This window comes from Paenibacillus sp. 102 (assembly GCF_039549175.1).
Lineage (GTDB): Bacteria > Bacillota > Bacilli > Bacillales > Bacillaceae_G > Bacillus_A.
In genome coordinates this window covers 1-18,039 of the sequence record NZ_JBCGHT010000034.1, presented here as the reverse complement: position 1 = coordinate 18,039, position 18,039 = coordinate 1, and the positions used below count along the sequence as shown (strand labels likewise).

Below are 18,039 nucleotides of genomic sequence, written 5' to 3'. Positions count from 1 at the left end.
GGTCAGTTTTGTATACGGATTCAGGATCCCAAAACACCCACGACCTTCTCTTCACTTCTACTATATAAAAAATAGTAGTGCGAACCAATGCCTTGGTCTACACTACTAATCTTAGTATGTTTTGTATGGCTTCATACAAAATGTATAAATGATCTTGAATCATTCCAATTGCTTTATATTCGCTTAATTCCTTTTGTTTCTTTTGTAAAATCAATTGTCGCATCTTAAACATAGTAGAAGAACATAGAAAAATGGCAATGAGTTTTCCATAAACATGGCATTCTAATCGCTCTTGTTTGATATTTTGCCAATGATGAATTTGAAATAGGGATTTCCAAGTTTTAAAGATGATTTCGATTTGCCAGCGGAGTGAGTAAAAATCATGTATTTGTTCCATCGGAACAATCTCCCAAGGTGTATTGGTAACATAAATGTTCATACCAGCTAATCGTTTGCTTTTCTCTGAATACGTAATACTCTTTTTACTTTCCGTATACACTTGTTTTTTCATACGCTTACGAAGTTGTTTTTCGGTTAATCGATACATAATAACTCGTGTGAATAATTTTTTATCCTTTCCAATATAAGCGTCTGTTATTTCATAGACCTGCCCTGATTTTAAGGTATTCATAATGTGTTCTAAATCAACTTTGATGTACTGAGACTGTTTTTTTACTGTCCCATTTCGAAAGTATTCAGGAAACTCATTTTTGATATACACCATATTATTTAATTTGAGCCGCGATATATAATACACGCCACGTTGGTCCATTTGATCTAAATCGTCCAGTGAATAATAACCTAAATCCCGAATACATAGATCACCAGGCCGTAATGTCGCTAAACACCCTGTTCCAAAGGTCTTATCATTATTTTTCCCTGGTTCAACTTGAAAATTTAAAAACTGTCCACTATGTAAATCATATTCTAATTGAATTTTTATACCCGCTGTTTGTGCACAACCTCCTGAACCAGGATACACACTAGCTAAATGTTTTGGTACTTGGAAAATCGTTGCATCTAAAATACGAATCCGTTGAAAATATGATATTGAAGAGCTTGGAATCACTGATGTTTCACAAATTTTATTTTTTAATAATGCAGAGAAAATATGTTTTAAAAAGCAAACGGCTTTTTTATTGAAACGTTTATTTAGTCCTTCTGGACTCATAAGAGTTCCTGTAACAGCATGAAGTTGACTACACAATCGAACTAGAGAATCACTTGCTACCCGTTGACTAATCCAGACACAGATAGTAGCTAAATCACGACCTGAAAACTTACGCTTTCGTTGTACAAAAGCTAGTTCTCTAGCAAGTTTTTCTAAAAATGAAGGGGTGAGATGTTGATGTAATTCTTCAGCAAATAATTGTAGTTCATCTTGAATCGAAAAATTCATAAAAAACGTCATCCTTTCTATGTATTACTACAAAAAGAATAACGTTTTTTTCATTTTAGGTATATTTCAAAATCTTAGACATGTAATAACTATCAACTAAATTCCCATTAATAATGCAAGATGCTCTTTTTATTCCCTCAATCCCATAACCTAGTTTTTTATATAAAGATATGGCTGATGTATTATTTACCCTTACTGTCAATTCTAGTCTAATTACATCTATAGTTTTAGCCCAATTTTCAAGTGCTTTAAATAACTGAGTTCCAATTCCTTTTCCACTAGCTTCATTTGTTACACCAGCAACAATATAAACACTATGTCTAATTCTTTTAGGATTACCACCAATTGCCAACAAGTATCCTACTAATTTATTCTCAATCTCAGCAACAAAAATAGCTGAATTGGAAGAGTGAGATATTTTTTTGATAATATTTCGTTGCTGTTCAATTGTAGTAGATCTTTCTCCAGCCTCAAACAACATAAATCCTGTTTCCCCATCAATCTTTTTGCATAATTCTAGAAAAGGTTCTGCATCTCTTTCCACAATTAATCGAATCATGTAATATAAACCTCACTTTAACTAATTTATCTTAACAACACATATTTCGATCAATATATATATAAATCATCTTTTTTAAACTAAGAATATTCTATACATATAAATATCCTTACTTATGGAGAGAGCACAAAAAATACTTGTATTAACCAGTATTTTTTGTAACCTAAAAAAATCTGTTCTTCTAAAATCAAATAACTAACGTTCTTATACTATAAAACATGCGAAATTCTCGTTTTGGGGAATAACCAATTTCTTAAGTTGATGGGCATGGGGTACCGCCAGCATTTCGGAAAAACCCCACGCTAAGTATTTTCTATCAAAAATAACTCCTTACTAATATTAAACTTCATTTCAAACGATCTTCTCTCTAAAAAATTCGTTTAAAAAGAAGATCGTTTTTCTAATTTTTGCATCATATTACAAAACAAATTAAAATATGTAACTATGTTGAGTAACATTGAGCTGAAAAATATTTTTCCGTTTAAATGGTAAATATGCTTAAACTACATGGCGCATTAGCGTATTAATTGAAGTATCTGGCGTAAATAATTTCTTCGGATAATTAAGAAATAAATGATTTGTACGCATATAAAACTTGTAAATATAAGAATGGAATTTCCTGTAACAGATACATCTATATACTTACGCTGCGCTAAATATTGTAATGCTACAAAGGCCACGCTACTATGAATGATCGCAATTACAATTGGTACAAAAAACAATATACTAATTTGTTGAGTTACAATTTTTTTTAACTCTTTTTGGGTTAATCCTACTTTGGAAAGCATTTCATACTGTTGTTTGTCTCGATCTAGATCTGTAAATAGACGGAAGTACAAAAAGCTGATCGCAAACACAAAAAATACAATGCCTACTAATACACTAATAATAGAAAGAAGTCCATTCGCTTGTTTTCCTTCTAACCATTGTAAAAATAAGGATTCAAGCTTATAAGGTGGATTTATTTTTTCGCTATCATAAGGGAACATCTTCATGAATTGTTTAGAGATATCTTCCGTTTCTGTCCAATTTTTAATTAAAAAACCATATTGTGTATATTGATTATGCTCCTGTTTTTGCAATGGTGGCGTATTGATTATTTTTTCGTAAACTGAGTCTGAGACAACAGAAATATAACCAAAGGAAGGACTCAGTATATTATCCATTAATAATTTTTTGCCAGAAACATTGATACGTATATTCCCTTCCTGCAGTGTATAAGATGAAATTTCTTTTTTAAATTCATCTTGAGATTCTCCTCTAAGCCTACTTTTTGATGGAAGAATGAGACTGGCTTGTTCATTCTGCAAAGTTTCAACAGGATACCCTAGTATTTTAGCGGATGCATTATAATCAGTAAGCTTCATGATATCTGCCGTATTTTCTGTTGTAAAAACAGTAGGAGAGATCAATTTATAGGAAAAGTCAGCATCATTTAATTGTTTTTTTATCTGAGCAATATGAGATGCTTCCTCTACATTTCCCTTATAGGATGTATAACTAAATGCGTAAGGAGTCTGAGATTGTGCGAATGCACTGCTTCCTACTGCAAGACAAACACCAATAGAAGTAAAAGCAACAGCAGAAAGAATACACACTAGAAATAGGGTTTTCGCATTATCTGTCATTCGATACGCTAACTCTGAAAGAGTTAACAGATTGGTCTTTTTAAAGAAAGTATGTTGACGCTTCTTCAATGTTTGGATGAGATAAAAGCTGAGTTGGGTAAATAAAAAGTATGTTCCTACTACAGTGAAAAAGACGCAAGCTAACATGACATATACAAAACTATTTCCTTTCCATAACGCAGTATATAAATAAAATGCTGATGCATATCCTATACCAATAAAAAGAATAGAGAGTAAAGCTAACCATTTAGTTGACTTTGGTTCTGGTTTTGGTTTTTCTTCTGATTTCATGAGTTCGATAAGCTGAGATATTTTCATCATTCGCGTAGTGTACAAAGAAACAACTATAAATAGAATGAGGAACGAGAGACCTGTTATTAGAATTGCTTTGGATGGAAAATAAAATGGAAGACCACCTTTTAATGCCAAAAGGGAAGCGCTCAGTAACAAAACTAATTTTCCAAAAACAAGTCCAAGTCCAATACCAACAAGAATAGAGCAACACCCAATGAACATATTTTCAATAAAGATCAGTTTGTGTAATTGGGAGTTAGCCATACCATGGAGCATTAAAATTCCAAGTTCTCGCTTTCTTGTTTTTAAAAAAGCAGTGACAGAATATAAAATGAAGAAAAAGGAAAAAAATATAATCAAATATTGAGCAATCTTAAATCCATCTGTGCCCAAAGCACTCATGGTTGCACTTGTCGATGCAAGTTTCCCAGTGAAATAAGGGTGAAATGCAAGTAACTCGAAAGTAAAAAAAATCATAACAGCAAATGTACTACTTAAAAAATGACCGATATATAATCTTTTATTGCGAATGACGTTATTACATGCGAATTGACGAAAATTCATGTTGATTTCCTCCTAGTAAGGATAATACATCTATAATGTTTTGATAAAACATAGAACGATTATTACTACAATAAATTTCATTATAAAATGTACCATCTTTAATAAAGACCACTCGGTCGCAGTAACTCGCAGCCATAGGATCATGTGTCACTAACATCATGGTTGCTTGTTGTTCCTTGTTTAATTTCGTTAATAGTCCCATTACATCACCAGCAGCTTTTGAATCTAAGTTCCCTGTCGGTTCATCTGCAAGAACTAATTGAGGAGAATGAATGAGTGCACGAGCAATCGCTGTTCGTTGAGCTTGTCCGCCTGAAATTTCATAGGTTCGTTTATTTAAAATTTTCCCAATACCTAATTGGTTGGAAATGAATTCTACTCGTTTGTTCATTTCTTTTAAATTTACATTGTCTAATGTAAGTGGAAGAAGAATATTTTCTTTTACTGTTAAAGTGTTCAAAAGATTAAATGATTGAAAGATAAATCCTAATTCACGACGTCGAAATAGTGCTAAGTCATGAGAGGACAAACGATAAGGGTTCTTACCATTAATCAATACTTCCCCCGATATTGGCGCATCAATAGTAGAAATCATATTGAGGAAAGTAGTTTTCCCACTTCCAGATGGCCCCATAATTCCTACAAACTCCCCCTTATTTATCGTCAAATCAATATTTGAAAGTGCTTTATAGGATACTTTTCCTGTGTAGATTTTACTTAAATCGCGAACCTGTAGTATGTCCATGTGAGTATGCCTCTTTTCTTGTAGTTTATGTTAATAAGTGTACCTAAACTACAATATTCTTCATATTGAATTATCTTTCATTTGTCTTACATACCCGAAACACTTCTGAATATTTAGAAATAAATGCGAATTTTAATAGTCATATTTAAACAGATTATCACTTTATATGAAATAATATCTATATATGTTTAAAAGAAACAAGGACTCTTGTTTAGCTTTCCCCTACAACACAATATTAATTGTGTTGTATTAGGTGCTAGTTGAATTTTAAAAACTTCATTAAAATAAGGTATAATGTAAATTTTAATTATTTAATGGAGGAGAAGTTATGGAACGAGTCGATGTAGTATATACGCTTATTTATGATGATACAAACAGAAAAATTCTTATGGTTGGAAACAAACGTGAAAATGGTAGTGAATGGAGCCTCCCAGGAGGGGCAAGAGAAAGTGGAGAAACATTGGAACAAGCTGTTATCCGTGAGACATTTGAAGAAACAGGGTTAACAATTGAAATTAAAGATATATTTGCTATTAATGAAAAGTTTTTTCCACATGTACATGCTGTAATTTTCACCTTTGTAGCTAGAATAGTAGGAGGAGAAATATCTATTCAAGACCAAGATGAAATTACTGAGATTAGTTGGATAAACATAAAGGAAGCTGAAAAAATTATGTTTTACTTTCCCAATGGCGTTCAAAATTTATTAGAAAAAGGGTTAGTAGCTCCTTACTATTTTCAAACGAAGTGAAACAAAAAAGCAATTACATAGTTTAAAGGATTTAAAAAGCTAATTCTGTCTTATATAAGGATATAGAATTAGCCTTTTTATTTCTATTTTCTTAGCGTGGTTATTTTCCGAAATGCTGGCGGTACCCTATCGCTATCAAGCTAAGATTTTAAAGTGCCCCCTAAACGGAAATTTTGTGTTCTTTATAGCACCGAAGTTCATTTTTCAGATAGATTACAAATTTGTAAGGGAAATGAAAGGTAAATCGATATCAGAAATAGGACATCTTCATTAAATTAAATTATATCAAACATACTAAGGAGCATGTTCTTAAAGCTTTTATTTTATATGTTTTCCTGGGTATACAGAGATGCACAAGCGCATTACATGAGAAGATAACAATAGGAAGGGAAAAATAACGATGAAAATTAAAGAAAAACAAAAAAATATACTAATCATAATCACTGCGTTAATAAGTATATTTTTTTATTAGTATGCAGCTTTTTACTTGTGAGATCATTTGATGAAGATAGGAAGGCAGGAGATATATATTTAGAGTCTGAAAAGCAAGAGAAAACAAGCTATGAAGCTACATTCTCTTATTGGGATATTGCAGGGAAAGATATTGACTTCCAGTATGATGAAGATAAAACAGTAACATTTTCATACGAAACAAAAGCGAAAAAAGGGAATTTATGTTTTAATATCAGGAAGCAGGAAGATAATACGAGCAAAGAGTTAAAAGAGATTTGTAATTCAAAAAAGGGTGAGTTTGCTGTGTCTATGAAAGCAAATGAAAAGTATGTTTTTAATATTAGCGGTTTGAAAGTGAAAGATGGATTTGTGAAGGTAAATTGGAAAGTAGAATGAAAAAATATAAATAAGATTTCATCTAGCTATCTTATTTATATTTTTTCAGCGTCTTCAATTGATTGACTAGTTCTAGTGCCAAAACTTCAATCTACCTACAAGCAATCTCTAAAAATCAAAAGAAATTTGTATCCATAAAACAAAAGAAACGCCATCCTTTCCTATGATTCTACAGAAAGAATAGCGTATTTTTTTATTTTAGGGGGTATTTTATTTTGTTAGCTTGATAGCGATGGGGTAACACCAGCATTTCGGAAGAAAAACACGCTAAGAAAATTTGGATAAAAAAGAGCCGAATCTTACCCCGTTAAGAGTAAATTGGCCTTTTAATATTTACGGAACGTAAGCAATGTAAACTTGTTGAATGAACTCCTTCAAACTTATATTCTCCTAAGAAATTAATGTGCTCCCAACCTAAAGGCCATATATACGGCATTATATCCTCCCGAAATTCACCATTACTATATTAAAATATAGGGCGGTGAGAGGATGGTTGATCAAACTTTATTTTAAATCTATATTTATATCGTCTTGTTTCATATCATGTACAATAAGTGTATAGAATATTCGGTTATCAACGGTTTCACAAACATACCGTATGGAGGAAGAAAAATGAAGATAATAGAGCTACCAATTGAATTTGAATTTAATAATCAAAAAAATTACATTTATCCTAGCCTAGTTATATTGAATGATGAATTAACTCTGGTTGATACAGGTTATACAAATTTATTACCTTTAATTGAAATTGAAATTTTAAAAAATGGATATGAAGCGAAGAATATAAAAAATATAATCATTACTCACTATGATGATGATCATATAGGTTCCCTATATGATTTCAAAGAGAAGTATCCTTGGATTAACATTATAGCTAGTGAAAGTGAATCGAAATACATTAGTGGTGAAATGAAGTCAGAGAGATTGGTTCAAGCTGAAGAAATGCTAGAAAATATGTCAAGCAAAGAAATCAAATTTGGTAAATGGTTTATACAACAATTAAAGAATTTGAAGCATGTTTCGATTGATGAAAAGGTACATGATGGTGATTTGATTTTAGATAACAAATGTAGAGTAGTAGCAACACCGGGGCATACTTCAGGGCATATTTCATTGTATTTTCCAAGTTTAAAAAGTGTAATTACAGGTGATGCAGCTGTTAATGAGGATCATGAATTAATCATTGCTAATCCACACTTTTGTTTAAATACTGAGAAAGCACAACAGTCTTTGAGAAAAATTAAAAATCTTAAAGCTGAAACTTACTATTGTTATCACGGTGGGAAAGTTACTTTATAATTTAGGGCTAAACGTAGATATTCAGCTTTCAAATTAAACAACTTTATTATTCAGTTTTACAACAATAATCGTGAATACAATTAGGGGTCCCGCCAACCAAATGACATAAAACCCACGCTAAGACATTTTATGGAAGATGAAAAGCCGATTTCCTGTACGCTAAGGAAATTGGCTTTTTGTTTATCGTGAGGTAGTTATTTTTAAGGGTCACTATATCATTCTGGGAAAATTGTACGCTAAGGGCTACAAAACCTTATCATTACAGCATTCTTTAAAGGTGAGTGTATGTTCAGAAAGATAAAAACATAAGTATAATTGAACATTGATTTGTTTACACACTTTATGAACATAATTATAGCTAGAAAACGCTGATATTATTGAGCTTTACCCCTTGTTCATAAACATACAATTTTCTGTACACAGAGTAAAGCAAGTTGGCAAATGTCATCCTTTTTAATTTGGTGAAGACAAATTTCCGAGAATATCCATACACGCTTAAAGGAACAGATTCATTTAACGAGAACACGCACTCATTTTCTTTGTAAAATTATCGTAATATTCGTAATAATAAGTTTGGAAAATAGAAATTAATCTTTAATCCTAACAGCATTTCTGAGCGTTTAATTGGTTTTTGAGAAAGATTAAACCAATTGCCTTTAAAGTAGTGTAAAAGAAAAAATTGGTACCTTTATGTTTGTTAAATGACTATAAATAATAATGTTTAGGTTATTCAAGTTTAGTTCAATTTAAAGTGATTTTAACTTCGATGAAACACTAATTTTTAGAATTATTAGTACAATTAAAGTGTAAAATTTAATTGTAAAGAAGGGGTCATTTTGAAAGAAACAATTAGTAGTTATGAAGATTTATTGGAGATGTTAGATTCATTGTTGCGTGAGCCAACTCAGTTTTGGGATGATTTTTACTCTAATCGTGAAAAAGTAATTCCCTTTTTTGTTAATAAACCAGATGAGAATTTAGTTAATTATTTCGAGAAAAAATTGTTTAATCCAGGAAAAGTCCTTGAACTTGGATGTGGTCCAGGCAGGAATGCAATTTACTTTGCTGAAAAAGAATGCTTGGTTGATGCAGTAGATTTATCGCAAGAATCAATCCAATGGGCGACAGAACGAGCAAAAGAACAAAATGCAAATATAAATTTTATTTGTGACAATATTTTTGACTTACAAATTGAAGAGGGAGCATATGATATTGTGTATGATTCAGGATGCTTTCATCACATTGCTCCACACAGAAGAATGAGTTATATAAATTTAGTAAAAAAAGCTTTAAAACCAAGTGGGCATTTTGCAATCACTTGCTTTGTTCAAGGAGGCGAATTAGGTGGGGCAGACATAACAGATTGGGAAGTATACAGACTACGAAGTCTTAAAGGGGGACTAGGTTTTACAGATGAAAAGCTAAGAACCATTTTTAGAGACTTCTCTGAAATAGAAATACGTAGGATGAAAGAAATTAAACAACCAAATGAAGCATTCGGTGTGCCTGCACTATGGACAGCCTTATTTATGAAAGAGTCTACTAAATGTAACTTTTAAATAAAATTTGATAATTTATAACAAAATACGATAACTTCTAAAAAAGATCGATAATTTATAATAAAGTTTGATAAAAACAGCTTGGCCGATTAATAATTACAAGCTGTTTTTTGTTTCTAATTGATGTTAAATTAAAGTTTTAAAGTATGTTAAATTAAAGGGACAAAGGGGCGTTTTTTGAGTGGACAAGCTACAACAAGTACTAGAAAAATTTACTTTGAATGTATTAACAATTGAGGATGTTCCGCAGTCTTTTAGTTCAATGGTTTATAAAATTAAGTTAATTGATCATCGTACGGTCTATATAAAAATTCCATATTCTAAAGCAAAGCTTGAACGTGAGTATACGGTACTTGAACGATTACGTCATGAGTTATCTGTACCACAAGTGTTAGATTATTGGGAAGGTAATGAGGATGTTACTGGTGCATTATTGTTATCCGCAATCAACGGTGTCCCGGCTACCGGAAATGTGGATGCAGCTTTAGCCTATGATATTGGAGTACAACACGCCAAGCTACATGCAATTATTCCAAATGAGCAGGATTTCAAAAGCTCTGTTTCCAATGTGTATGATCAATGGTCTGAGTTTATTCAGCGACATTTTTATTCCTTCGCAGAAGATGTAAAGGAAGTGATTGAACCGAGTTTATATGAACAATCATTGCAACATTTTGAACGTCATCTAAAATTACTGCCAACTCCAGACGGACCTTGCTTTATACATATGGATTTTCGACCAGGTAATATTTTAGTTTGTGAAAATCAAGTGGCTGGTATCATTGACTTTGAAAGTGTCCGCATTGGCGCAACCGAAATGGATTTTACAAAAATCAATCGTGATATTTTTATGAAATATCCTGGAACAATGGAAGCCTATCAACAGGGCTATGAATCCATTCGTCCACTTATTGATTTACAAAAAGTTTTGCCATTTTATCGTTTTACCGATTCGTTCAATTCAATTGGTTGGTGTAAAAGAAGAGGTATTGAAAAGCATCAAACTTTTTTACAGGAGAATTTAGCAATTTTAAATACTTTTTTACAAACGTGCAATAGTTAAAGAAAAGTTATCAAATTTTATTCTAAGAAAAATTAAATAGAGAAATTAAAAAGCACTCGTTTTATCAAACTTTATTCAAAGCTACAATAAATAATAAAAAGAGATGTATTACTAGGGGTAGCACGCACATTTTAACCTTTTTATACGCTAAGGGATTCTCAAAACTCAATATTACCTATTTCAATTGAGGCTTTAATTTAGAGATAAATTTTGAGACATATTTAAAGCTATTTTTAACATATTTTAGGTTCAATTTCATTTGTCTCAAATACCCTCGTTTTTGAGATTCGATAAATCGCTTAGAGTAGTAAAATCAACGTTTTTTCATGTCGAATTTTGATTAGCGTATATTTTTGTTAAAATGTGGGCGGTACGCCTACTATAAGTAAATAATATTATTTATTTTCACTAGCAAGGATTACATAAAAAAATAGCCGATTCCTTAACGTACAGGGATTCGGCTATTTTTTGTCTAAAATGTGTCTAAACGTACAATTTTCCCGAAATGATATGGTGACCCCATGCCCATCAACTTAAGAATTTGCTTTACCCCCAAGTATAAAAAAACACCATCCTTCCCTATAAGTCTACAGAAAGAAAGCGTATTTTTTCATTTTAGGGGGTATTTTATTTTGTTAGCTTGATAATGATGTGGTGCTACCCCACATCCATCAACTTAAGGAATTAGTTTGTATATTTGAAGGGATATACGAGACAGGTGTAATATTAGAGGAATCCAATATTTCTATTCTAATATGATAGAATAGAAATATATCTAAAACGGAGGAAAAACAAATGAACTCAAACACAAAACAGTTTATTTATGATATCCAGCAAAGAAAGAAGAATTATACGGAAGATGTATTAAGAGCAATACAACACCCTAAAAAAGAGCACTCTGAACAGGTTATTCAAAATATAGTAGAGAAGATGGATATGATGAACAGTTTAGTTACTACTTACATGGCTATTGAATTAGAATCTATGAAAGAATTAAAAGAGCTTCAGGAAGAAATTATTAATGCTCAAGCATATATTCAAAAACGAAAATTTGAAGAAACACAGAGATAAAACCCTGTGTTTTTATAGACTTACTAATAACTTGTTTTATTGATTGAAATGTTTCTGCCCATTGCCCATTGAATTTGACAATTTCTATACCAGAATGTGTCACCTTGCTCCCCCTTTATTTATTTTTTCACTTATATATGTATTGAACTAACCTGCCCCTTTGGTTTAAGTACATTTCTTCACAAGCTCAACATCATTTTCAACATAAATATCCAATAAAAAAATCACCTCAAAGAATAACTAAAGAGATGATTTATATCAAACTTTTTTACAAAGTTACATTAGATCAAAATAGCCACAATCTTTTCATAAATAGATTGTGGCTATTTTAAGTGGCTCCAAAAAGAAGGAATCGTTGCCGTGCCCCTACTGGGGCTTTACTGGGACTGGAAAGTCCTTCCACTGAAAAGTGCAGAGAATTACCGATGAAAGTGTCTGCCATTCGATAGGTCTCATAACCCTTTTGATGAAGTTTATGGGGTGAGCTGCTTGAGGGAAAACCTCACGAGCAGTTCTTATGGGGAGAGGCTGGAGACGGGCCGCAACTGATACCGCGCCAGTCTTTTACCCGACAGATTTTATTTAAAACGTGGAAATCATTCTTTCATATTCATCATTGTAAAAAGATAAAACGAGAACGATTGGAATGCCATTTGTATGGGCAACTGATTGCCATTCTACTCTGTTCTTCTACCATGTTTCAAATGCGGCAATTACTTCTTATGAAAAAGAAACGAGAACTAAGTGAATATAAGGCTATATATATGATTAAAGATTACTTTCTTCTTCTTTTCCAAGCTATACAGAAAGACACCCAAGAGCTATCAAAGATTCTAATTCGCCTGTTCAACCTCCTACAGCAAAACGGACGAAAATCTCATAGGTATGAGAAGAAAACAGTCTTTGATATATTAGGTGTCATTTACAATTGTACCATGTCTGATAATCAAGCGGCTTAAATTAAAAAAATGAAACCCATTAGGGTTTATTTCGTATGCAAATCTTTAAATTCCCTACACGTAGCCTTTAGAAAAAAGAAACAACCTCTACTATAATTGACGTTGTATTTTGTTAGCTTGATAGCGATGGAGTAGCACCACACATCCATCAACTTAAGGATTTAGACTATTCTTGAAGTTAAAAGCACGTTACTATTCTCTTATGTTAATGAGAAAGGATGACGTGCTTTTTATGAATATGCATCAAAAACAAGAGTTGTCTTTATTTGCTGAAGAGTTATGGCCACTAAATCTTGTGCGCGGTATTTACTTTTTCGTTTAACAAATCCTATATTTTTAGCTAATTGCTCTAAAGCATCAGGTGACATATATCGTTGTAACTCTTTAGAAAACAATTCTAGTTCATCAAAAACCGATAAGTTCATATCAAAAACGCCATCCTTTCCTATGATTCTACAGAAAGAATAGCGTATTTTTTCATTTTAGGGAATTCTTGTTTTGTTAGTTTGATAGCCTTGTGGCAGGATTTCTTAAATAGCTTCGAAGAACTCTATTCTAAAAAATACATCTATATTTTACTGGTGATGATAAGTTAATTAAAGTTGATGGATAGCCAAACTCCATTGAAGCATCTATAAATTCTTCTAAATGTTGTACCGATTCAGTGACTATTTTCACCAAATAACTATATTGTCCGGCTAATCTGTGGCACTCAAAGACCATGGAATTTTCTTTGCAAAAATTTCTGAATTGTTGACATTTTTTTGATTCAAACAAAACAAAAGCCGTTACATTTTTATTTAATTTCTCTGGGGTTATAACTGCCCTATAGGCTGTAATAATATTTTTATCCTCTAATTTTTTTACTCTTTCTTTTACAGCAGGTGTTGATAAGTTCACTATTTTTCCTAGTTCAGTCATAGATATGCGTCCATCTTCTTGAAGAATATGTAAAATCTTTCGGTCAATATGGTCCATTTTAAACAGCCCCTTTTTATTTAAAGCAAAACGCTTATAATGAATAAATTTTTTAAGTCTTTTGGATGAAATAGCTAATAATTTGTATTTAAACAAAATTATATTATATTTATAATTTTATGTATATAATGAAAAAAATGTTATTGGAGGAATAAAAATGGGACTTGAGATGAGGAAATGTTGTGAGAAATGTAATAATAAGATTGAAAAGCAATCTTTGGCTTTTATTTGCACACATGAATGTACATTTTGTGAGGAGTGTACAAAATTAATGAATTATGTATGTCCTAATTGTCAAGGAGAGCTTGTCAAAAGACCTAGACCCCTATCTAGTAGTGTCTGCTCTCTTAACATATAACAATACTACTTATTAGGTTCGTAACGAAATAGGTTCAAAAGATAAAAGGGGGCGATATTATGATTATTAGAATGAAGAAAGATATGGAGAACATATATAGATTATAGCATAAGAAACATTGTTAGATAATGTTAATGGTTCTGGTGCAAATAATATGTAGATTAGAAATAGCAGTGTAGATTCCTAATGAAATCTACTACTTTGCGGTGTGACCGAAGAGTTGATTGATTAACTTGATTTGTTTTTTGACAGACTTCTCCCCTTGCAAAGTCTGTCCTTTTTTAATCATTCTCATCGCTTCCAGTCCAGCCAACACTCGTTTAGCTGATTGAAAAGATTTCAATCCTAACATGGTACGTACTCGCTTCTTGATAAAACGATGATCTTGCTCGATTATGTTATTCAGATATTTTATTTGTCTTATTCGGATGTCAGCGAGCATCCGTTGTTCTTTCTTCAATTGTTCTATAGCGATAGGATACGCTGGATTTTTATCAACGGTCACAACACGAGGTTTAGAAACATGAAAAGACTGCAAAGCTTTCTTAAAAAAGCGCTTTGCAGCCTTGTGATCTCTTGTTTTACTGAAGATAAAGTCAATGGTGTTTCCTTCGGAATCAACAGCTCGGTATAAGTACATCCACTTTCCTTTGACCTTAATATACGTCTCGTCTACTCGCCAAGAATCATTCGTTTTCTTAAGATGACGACGAACTCTCTTATCTAGCTCAGGACCATATTGGTGAACCTAACGCATAACCGTTGTATGAGCAATGGATAAGCCCCGTTCCTCCATTATTTCGACTAAATCACGAAAACTGAGGTTGTACCGCAGGTACCATCTTACCGTTAATAAGATAACATCAGGCTGATAATGCTTCCACTTGAATACATGTTCCTTTTCCATACCAATCACACCTTTTCTAGAGTAATAGAATCAGTATATCCAAGTTTTAGAGATTACTTACACGTATATTAAAGCATTTGCACCAGAACCGTATTTTCCAAACGTTAATTTTCATAGGATATTGTAACAAAATTTACCGTGGACAGACATCTTATGCAGCCTTCTTTCCCTTTCATCAGTTTATCGGTCATTCGGCACGATAAAAAAAGACTGCAAATTGGAGGTACTTACCTTTATGTAAGTACCTGTAATAAAAGTGCGTACTTACATATTTTTAGCTTGGACTTTACAATAAAAATGAAATCAGCCTAAGGAGGAAGAAACATTGAAAACTCTTGTTATCGTAACACACCCAAGTTTAGAAACATCTGTTGTTAATAAGCGATGGGTAGAAGAATTAAAAAAATATCCAGAAAAATATACTGTGCACGAATTGTATAAGGTTTATCCTGATGAGAACATAGATGTGGAAAAAGAACAAAAATTGGTTGAAACTCACGGGAACCTTGTTTTCCAATTTCCTGTATATTGGTTCAACTGTCCTCCTCTCTTAAAAAAGTGGCTGGATGATGTTTTCCTTTATGGATGGGCTTATGGTTCAAAAGGAGATAAATTAAAGAATCGTAAAGTTGCTTTAGGGGTATCTGCCGGGATCAAAAATGTGGATTATAGTGAAGCTGGAAGATACCATTATACACTTGAACAAGTATTGCGTCCGTTTGAGACGACAGCCATCTATTGTAAAGCAGATTATCGTTCGTTCTTTGCGTTTTATGGAGCAGAATTTGAGCCATCTGTAAGTGAAATAGAAAAAAGTACTCAAGATTATTTAAATTTCATTGATAATATGTAATAGGTAACTTTTATAAAAGTTAAAATAAGAAGTACCTTCTAAACAAGAAGGTACTTCTTATTTACACTATGCCTATTTTGTTACATCTTCTAGAGCTTGAAAACTATTTTTCTCTCCCCACTCACACATCATATCTAACAATGGAATAAGTGAACAACCACGTTCAGATAATGAATATTCAACTTTTGGAGGTATTTGGGGAAATTCTTTACGTATAATAAGACCATCTTCCTCAAGCTCTTTTAACATAACACTTAGTGTTTTAAAGGAAATAGTCCCAATACATCGCTTCAGCTCATTGAACCTCATAACCTTATTTTCAGACAACCAATACAAAATAATCATTTTATATTTACCACCTATTAAGGATAAGGTATATCCAAAACCAGTGTTTTTTAGTTCTACGCCAGTCGGAACACAAGTTTCTCTCACAATCCCCACTCTCCTTCTGATAAGAATATCCTATCAATATGAATACTTTATAGTAAATTACTATGCAATCTTATCACAAGAATGTAAAGTAACACGTATCTCGGCTGTACCCCTGATATATCTGTAAAAGTATACCTTTACAGATACATAGGAAACTATAAAGAACAACGTCTATAAATATCCGTTTCTCATTTTACAGACATAATTGTTATAATTATGAATGAGGTGTAGCATATGAAACATAAAAAATTTGGATATGTGCGAGTTTCGAGTAAAGATCAAAACGAAGAACGGCAAATTCAGAATATGAAGAATTTAGGGATAGAAGAACGGGATATTTTCATAGATAAAGAATCTGGAAAAAATATGGAGCGAGAGAATTATCAAATGCTAAAACGCCTTGTTCGTACAGGAGATACCATTGTGTTTGATTCCTTGACAAGACTTGGAAGAAATATGAATGATACATTAGAAGAATTTAGATATTACGAAAAACATAAAGTAAATTTACAATTTATAAAGGAACCATACATTAACGTCAATTACACTGGAGAAAGTACAAATGATGTTATTCAGAGCGCAATTCAAAAAGCAACACTGACAATATTATCTGCCTTTGCAGAAAAAGAGCGCATTGATATTAAACAACGTCAAGCTGAAGGAATTTCTCTTGCCAGAAAACAAGGTAGACGTTTAGGACGTCCGCCGGTCGAAATAACAGAAGAATTTACGGATGCTTACAAGGAATGGAAATCTGGTTCAATTACAGCAGTAGGAGCCATGAAAAAGTATGGCATCAAACGTTCTTCTTTTTATAAGCTTGCTAAACAGTATGAGGAAAGAATGAAAGAATAGAGAGACAAAATTTTAATTTGTTAAGATAGTAATTGAGGTAGCACCAACATTCGTTAAAATGTGGGTGGGCCCCCTTTTAGCAAAACCGGAGTGGAAATGATGAGTATAAATAGTTTTGTGGGATTGATAAAGGACGAATTATTAAAAGAGTTAAGCATAAGAAGTGAGGATGAATTCGAGCCTGTAGTAGTTAAAGATATTCCTAGACTTTGGAAGTGTTTAGGGACAGGTAATTATGCCGCAGTATTTATGCACAAAGAATACAAAGATTGGATAGTGAAAGTTTACGCGCGAGAAGGAGAAGGAATTGAAAAAGAGTCAGAAGTATACCGAAGAATCGGAAATCATCCTTCTTATTCGAAGCTTATATATAAAGGAGAAAATTTCATAGTATTGAAACGTTTAAAAGAAATTACCTTATACGATGCTATTCATAAGGGGATTAAAATTCCTAAGCAGGTAATCCTTGATATCAATGAAGCTTTAGAGTATGCAAGGGAACAAGGATTAACTCCTTGTGATGTTCACGGGAAAAATGTGATGATGGAAAACGGAAGGGGATATGTAGTCGATGTATCTGATTTCTTAAAAACAAAAGAAGATAGTAAGTGGAGAGACCTAGAAAAGGCATATTTTACATTTTACTTGCCTTTCATTTATAAATTGCCTTTCCCTGTTAAAATACCGTATTTCATGTTAAACATTGTTAGACGTTCATATAGAAAATATAAGAAGCTTAAAAAGGGCTACCGCCAGCATTTTGGAAAAAAACCACGCTAAGAGCATGCGAGATTTTATACAGTTTTTTGGCTAATCCAGTAACAAACGAGAACCTTAAAACCGCGTCAGGATAGGAATGTATAAAAAAATGCATAGATCGATAGAACAAAAAAAGGAGGTTACCTTGTGAGAGTAG

The 18,039-nt window shown here is 32.4% G+C and carries 15 protein-coding genes and 4 pseudogenes; 11 read left to right on the top strand and 8 right to left on the bottom strand.

The window, feature by feature from the left end:
- Positions 1–121: 121 nt before the first annotated feature.
- The 4 genes and pseudogenes from AAIE21_RS28355 to AAIE21_RS28340 form a co-directional block, all read right to left on the bottom strand.
- A pseudogene (locus tag AAIE21_RS28355) lies at positions 122–1,399 on the bottom strand (IS4 family transposase); the annotation flags it as partial.
- A 55-nt stretch (positions 1,400–1,454) separates the two neighbouring features.
- Complete coding sequence (locus tag AAIE21_RS28350) at positions 1,455–1,958, bottom strand: GNAT family N-acetyltransferase (protein WP_343269751.1); 504 nt, start codon at positions 1,956–1,958, stop codon at positions 1,455–1,457.
- Between the two features lie 515 nt (positions 1,959–2,473).
- The gene (locus AAIE21_RS28345) at positions 2,474–4,444 is read right to left on the bottom strand and encodes an FtsX-like permease family protein (protein ID WP_343269750.1); all 1,971 of its coding nucleotides are present in this window, start codon (positions 4,442–4,444) and stop codon (positions 2,474–2,476) included.
- Entirely contained in the window at positions 4,419–5,189 is a 771-nt protein-coding gene (locus AAIE21_RS28340) for an ABC transporter ATP-binding protein (protein ID WP_343269748.1), read from the bottom strand. Before AAIE21_RS28340 ends, AAIE21_RS28345 begins: the two co-directional genes overlap by 26 nt.
- 328 nt (positions 5,190–5,517) lie before the next feature.
- Here AAIE21_RS28340 and AAIE21_RS28335 point away from each other — a divergent pair, with 328 nt between their 5' ends.
- The 7 genes and pseudogenes from AAIE21_RS28335 to AAIE21_RS28305 form a co-directional block, all read left to right on the top strand.
- Positions 5,518–5,940: an NUDIX hydrolase gene (locus tag AAIE21_RS28335; RefSeq protein ID WP_343269746.1), complete on the top strand. Its 423-nt coding sequence runs from the start codon at positions 5,518–5,520 to the stop codon at positions 5,938–5,940.
- Between the two features lie 489 nt (positions 5,941–6,429).
- Positions 6,430–6,789 (top strand): hypothetical protein, encoded by a 360-nt coding sequence (locus AAIE21_RS28330; protein WP_343269745.1) that lies wholly within the window; start codon positions 6,430–6,432, stop codon positions 6,787–6,789.
- 612 nt (positions 6,790–7,401) lie between these two features.
- Positions 7,402–8,088 carry an MBL fold metallo-hydrolase gene (locus AAIE21_RS28325; protein ID WP_343269744.1) on the top strand — a complete coding sequence of 229 codons (687 nt, stop codon included), beginning with the start codon at positions 7,402–7,404 and terminating at the stop codon, positions 8,086–8,088.
- A gap of 836 nt (positions 8,089–8,924) precedes the next feature.
- Positions 8,925–9,647 carry a class I SAM-dependent methyltransferase gene (locus AAIE21_RS28320; protein ID WP_343269743.1) on the top strand — a complete coding sequence of 241 codons (723 nt, stop codon included), beginning with the start codon at positions 8,925–8,927 and terminating at the stop codon, positions 9,645–9,647.
- A 181-nt stretch (positions 9,648–9,828) separates the two neighbouring features.
- Positions 9,829–10,710: a phosphotransferase family protein gene (locus AAIE21_RS28315; RefSeq protein WP_343269742.1), complete on the top strand. Its 882-nt coding sequence runs from the start codon at positions 9,829–9,831 to the stop codon at positions 10,708–10,710.
- A 795-nt stretch (positions 10,711–11,505) separates the two neighbouring features.
- Complete coding sequence (locus AAIE21_RS28310) at positions 11,506–11,781, top strand: hypothetical protein (protein ID WP_343269741.1); 276 nt, start codon at positions 11,506–11,508, stop codon at positions 11,779–11,781.
- Positions 11,782–12,353: 572 nt separating this feature from the next.
- Positions 12,354–12,740 (top strand): annotated as a pseudogene (locus AAIE21_RS28305) (IS4 family transposase); the annotation flags it as partial.
- A 278-nt stretch (positions 12,741–13,018) separates the two neighbouring features.
- Here the strand turns inward: AAIE21_RS28305 and AAIE21_RS28300 are convergent.
- Positions 13,019–13,165 (bottom strand): annotated as a pseudogene (locus AAIE21_RS28300) (IS4 family transposase); the annotation flags it as partial.
- Between the two features lie 130 nt (positions 13,166–13,295).
- The gene (locus AAIE21_RS28295) at positions 13,296–13,718 is read right to left on the bottom strand and encodes an Lrp/AsnC family transcriptional regulator (protein ID WP_343269740.1); all 423 of its coding nucleotides are present in this window, start codon (positions 13,716–13,718) and stop codon (positions 13,296–13,298) included.
- A gap of 157 nt (positions 13,719–13,875) precedes the next feature.
- Between AAIE21_RS28295 and AAIE21_RS28290 the strand changes: the two genes are divergently transcribed.
- Complete coding sequence (locus tag AAIE21_RS28290) at positions 13,876–14,076, top strand: DUF1272 domain-containing protein (RefSeq protein ID WP_343269739.1); 201 nt, start codon at positions 13,876–13,878, stop codon at positions 14,074–14,076.
- A 196-nt stretch (positions 14,077–14,272) separates the two neighbouring features.
- On the opposite strand, the pseudogene AAIE21_RS28285 reads toward AAIE21_RS28290, so the two are convergent.
- Positions 14,273–14,983, bottom strand: a pseudogene (locus tag AAIE21_RS28285) (IS6 family transposase).
- Positions 14,984–15,308: 325 nt separating this feature from the next.
- On the opposite strand from AAIE21_RS28285, the gene AAIE21_RS28280 reads away from it, so the two are divergent.
- The gene (locus tag AAIE21_RS28280) at positions 15,309–15,836 is read left to right on the top strand and encodes an NAD(P)H-dependent oxidoreductase (RefSeq protein WP_343269738.1); all 528 of its coding nucleotides are present in this window, start codon (positions 15,309–15,311) and stop codon (positions 15,834–15,836) included.
- Between the two features lie 72 nt (positions 15,837–15,908).
- On the opposite strand, the gene AAIE21_RS28275 is transcribed toward AAIE21_RS28280, so the two are convergent.
- A complete protein-coding gene (locus tag AAIE21_RS28275) occupies positions 15,909–16,268 on the bottom strand; it encodes a winged helix-turn-helix transcriptional regulator (RefSeq protein WP_001209317.1) in 360 nt (119 codons plus the stop codon).
- A gap of 234 nt (positions 16,269–16,502) precedes the next feature.
- Between AAIE21_RS28275 and AAIE21_RS28270 the strand changes: the two genes are divergently transcribed.
- Positions 16,503–17,123 (top strand): recombinase family protein, encoded by a 621-nt coding sequence (locus AAIE21_RS28270; protein ID WP_343269737.1) that lies wholly within the window; start codon positions 16,503–16,505, stop codon positions 17,121–17,123.
- 99 nt (positions 17,124–17,222) lie between these two features.
- Positions 17,223–17,903: a protein kinase family protein gene (locus tag AAIE21_RS28265; protein ID WP_343269736.1), complete on the top strand. Its 681-nt coding sequence runs from the start codon at positions 17,223–17,225 to the stop codon at positions 17,901–17,903.
- Positions 17,904–18,039: the final 136 nt, after the last annotated feature.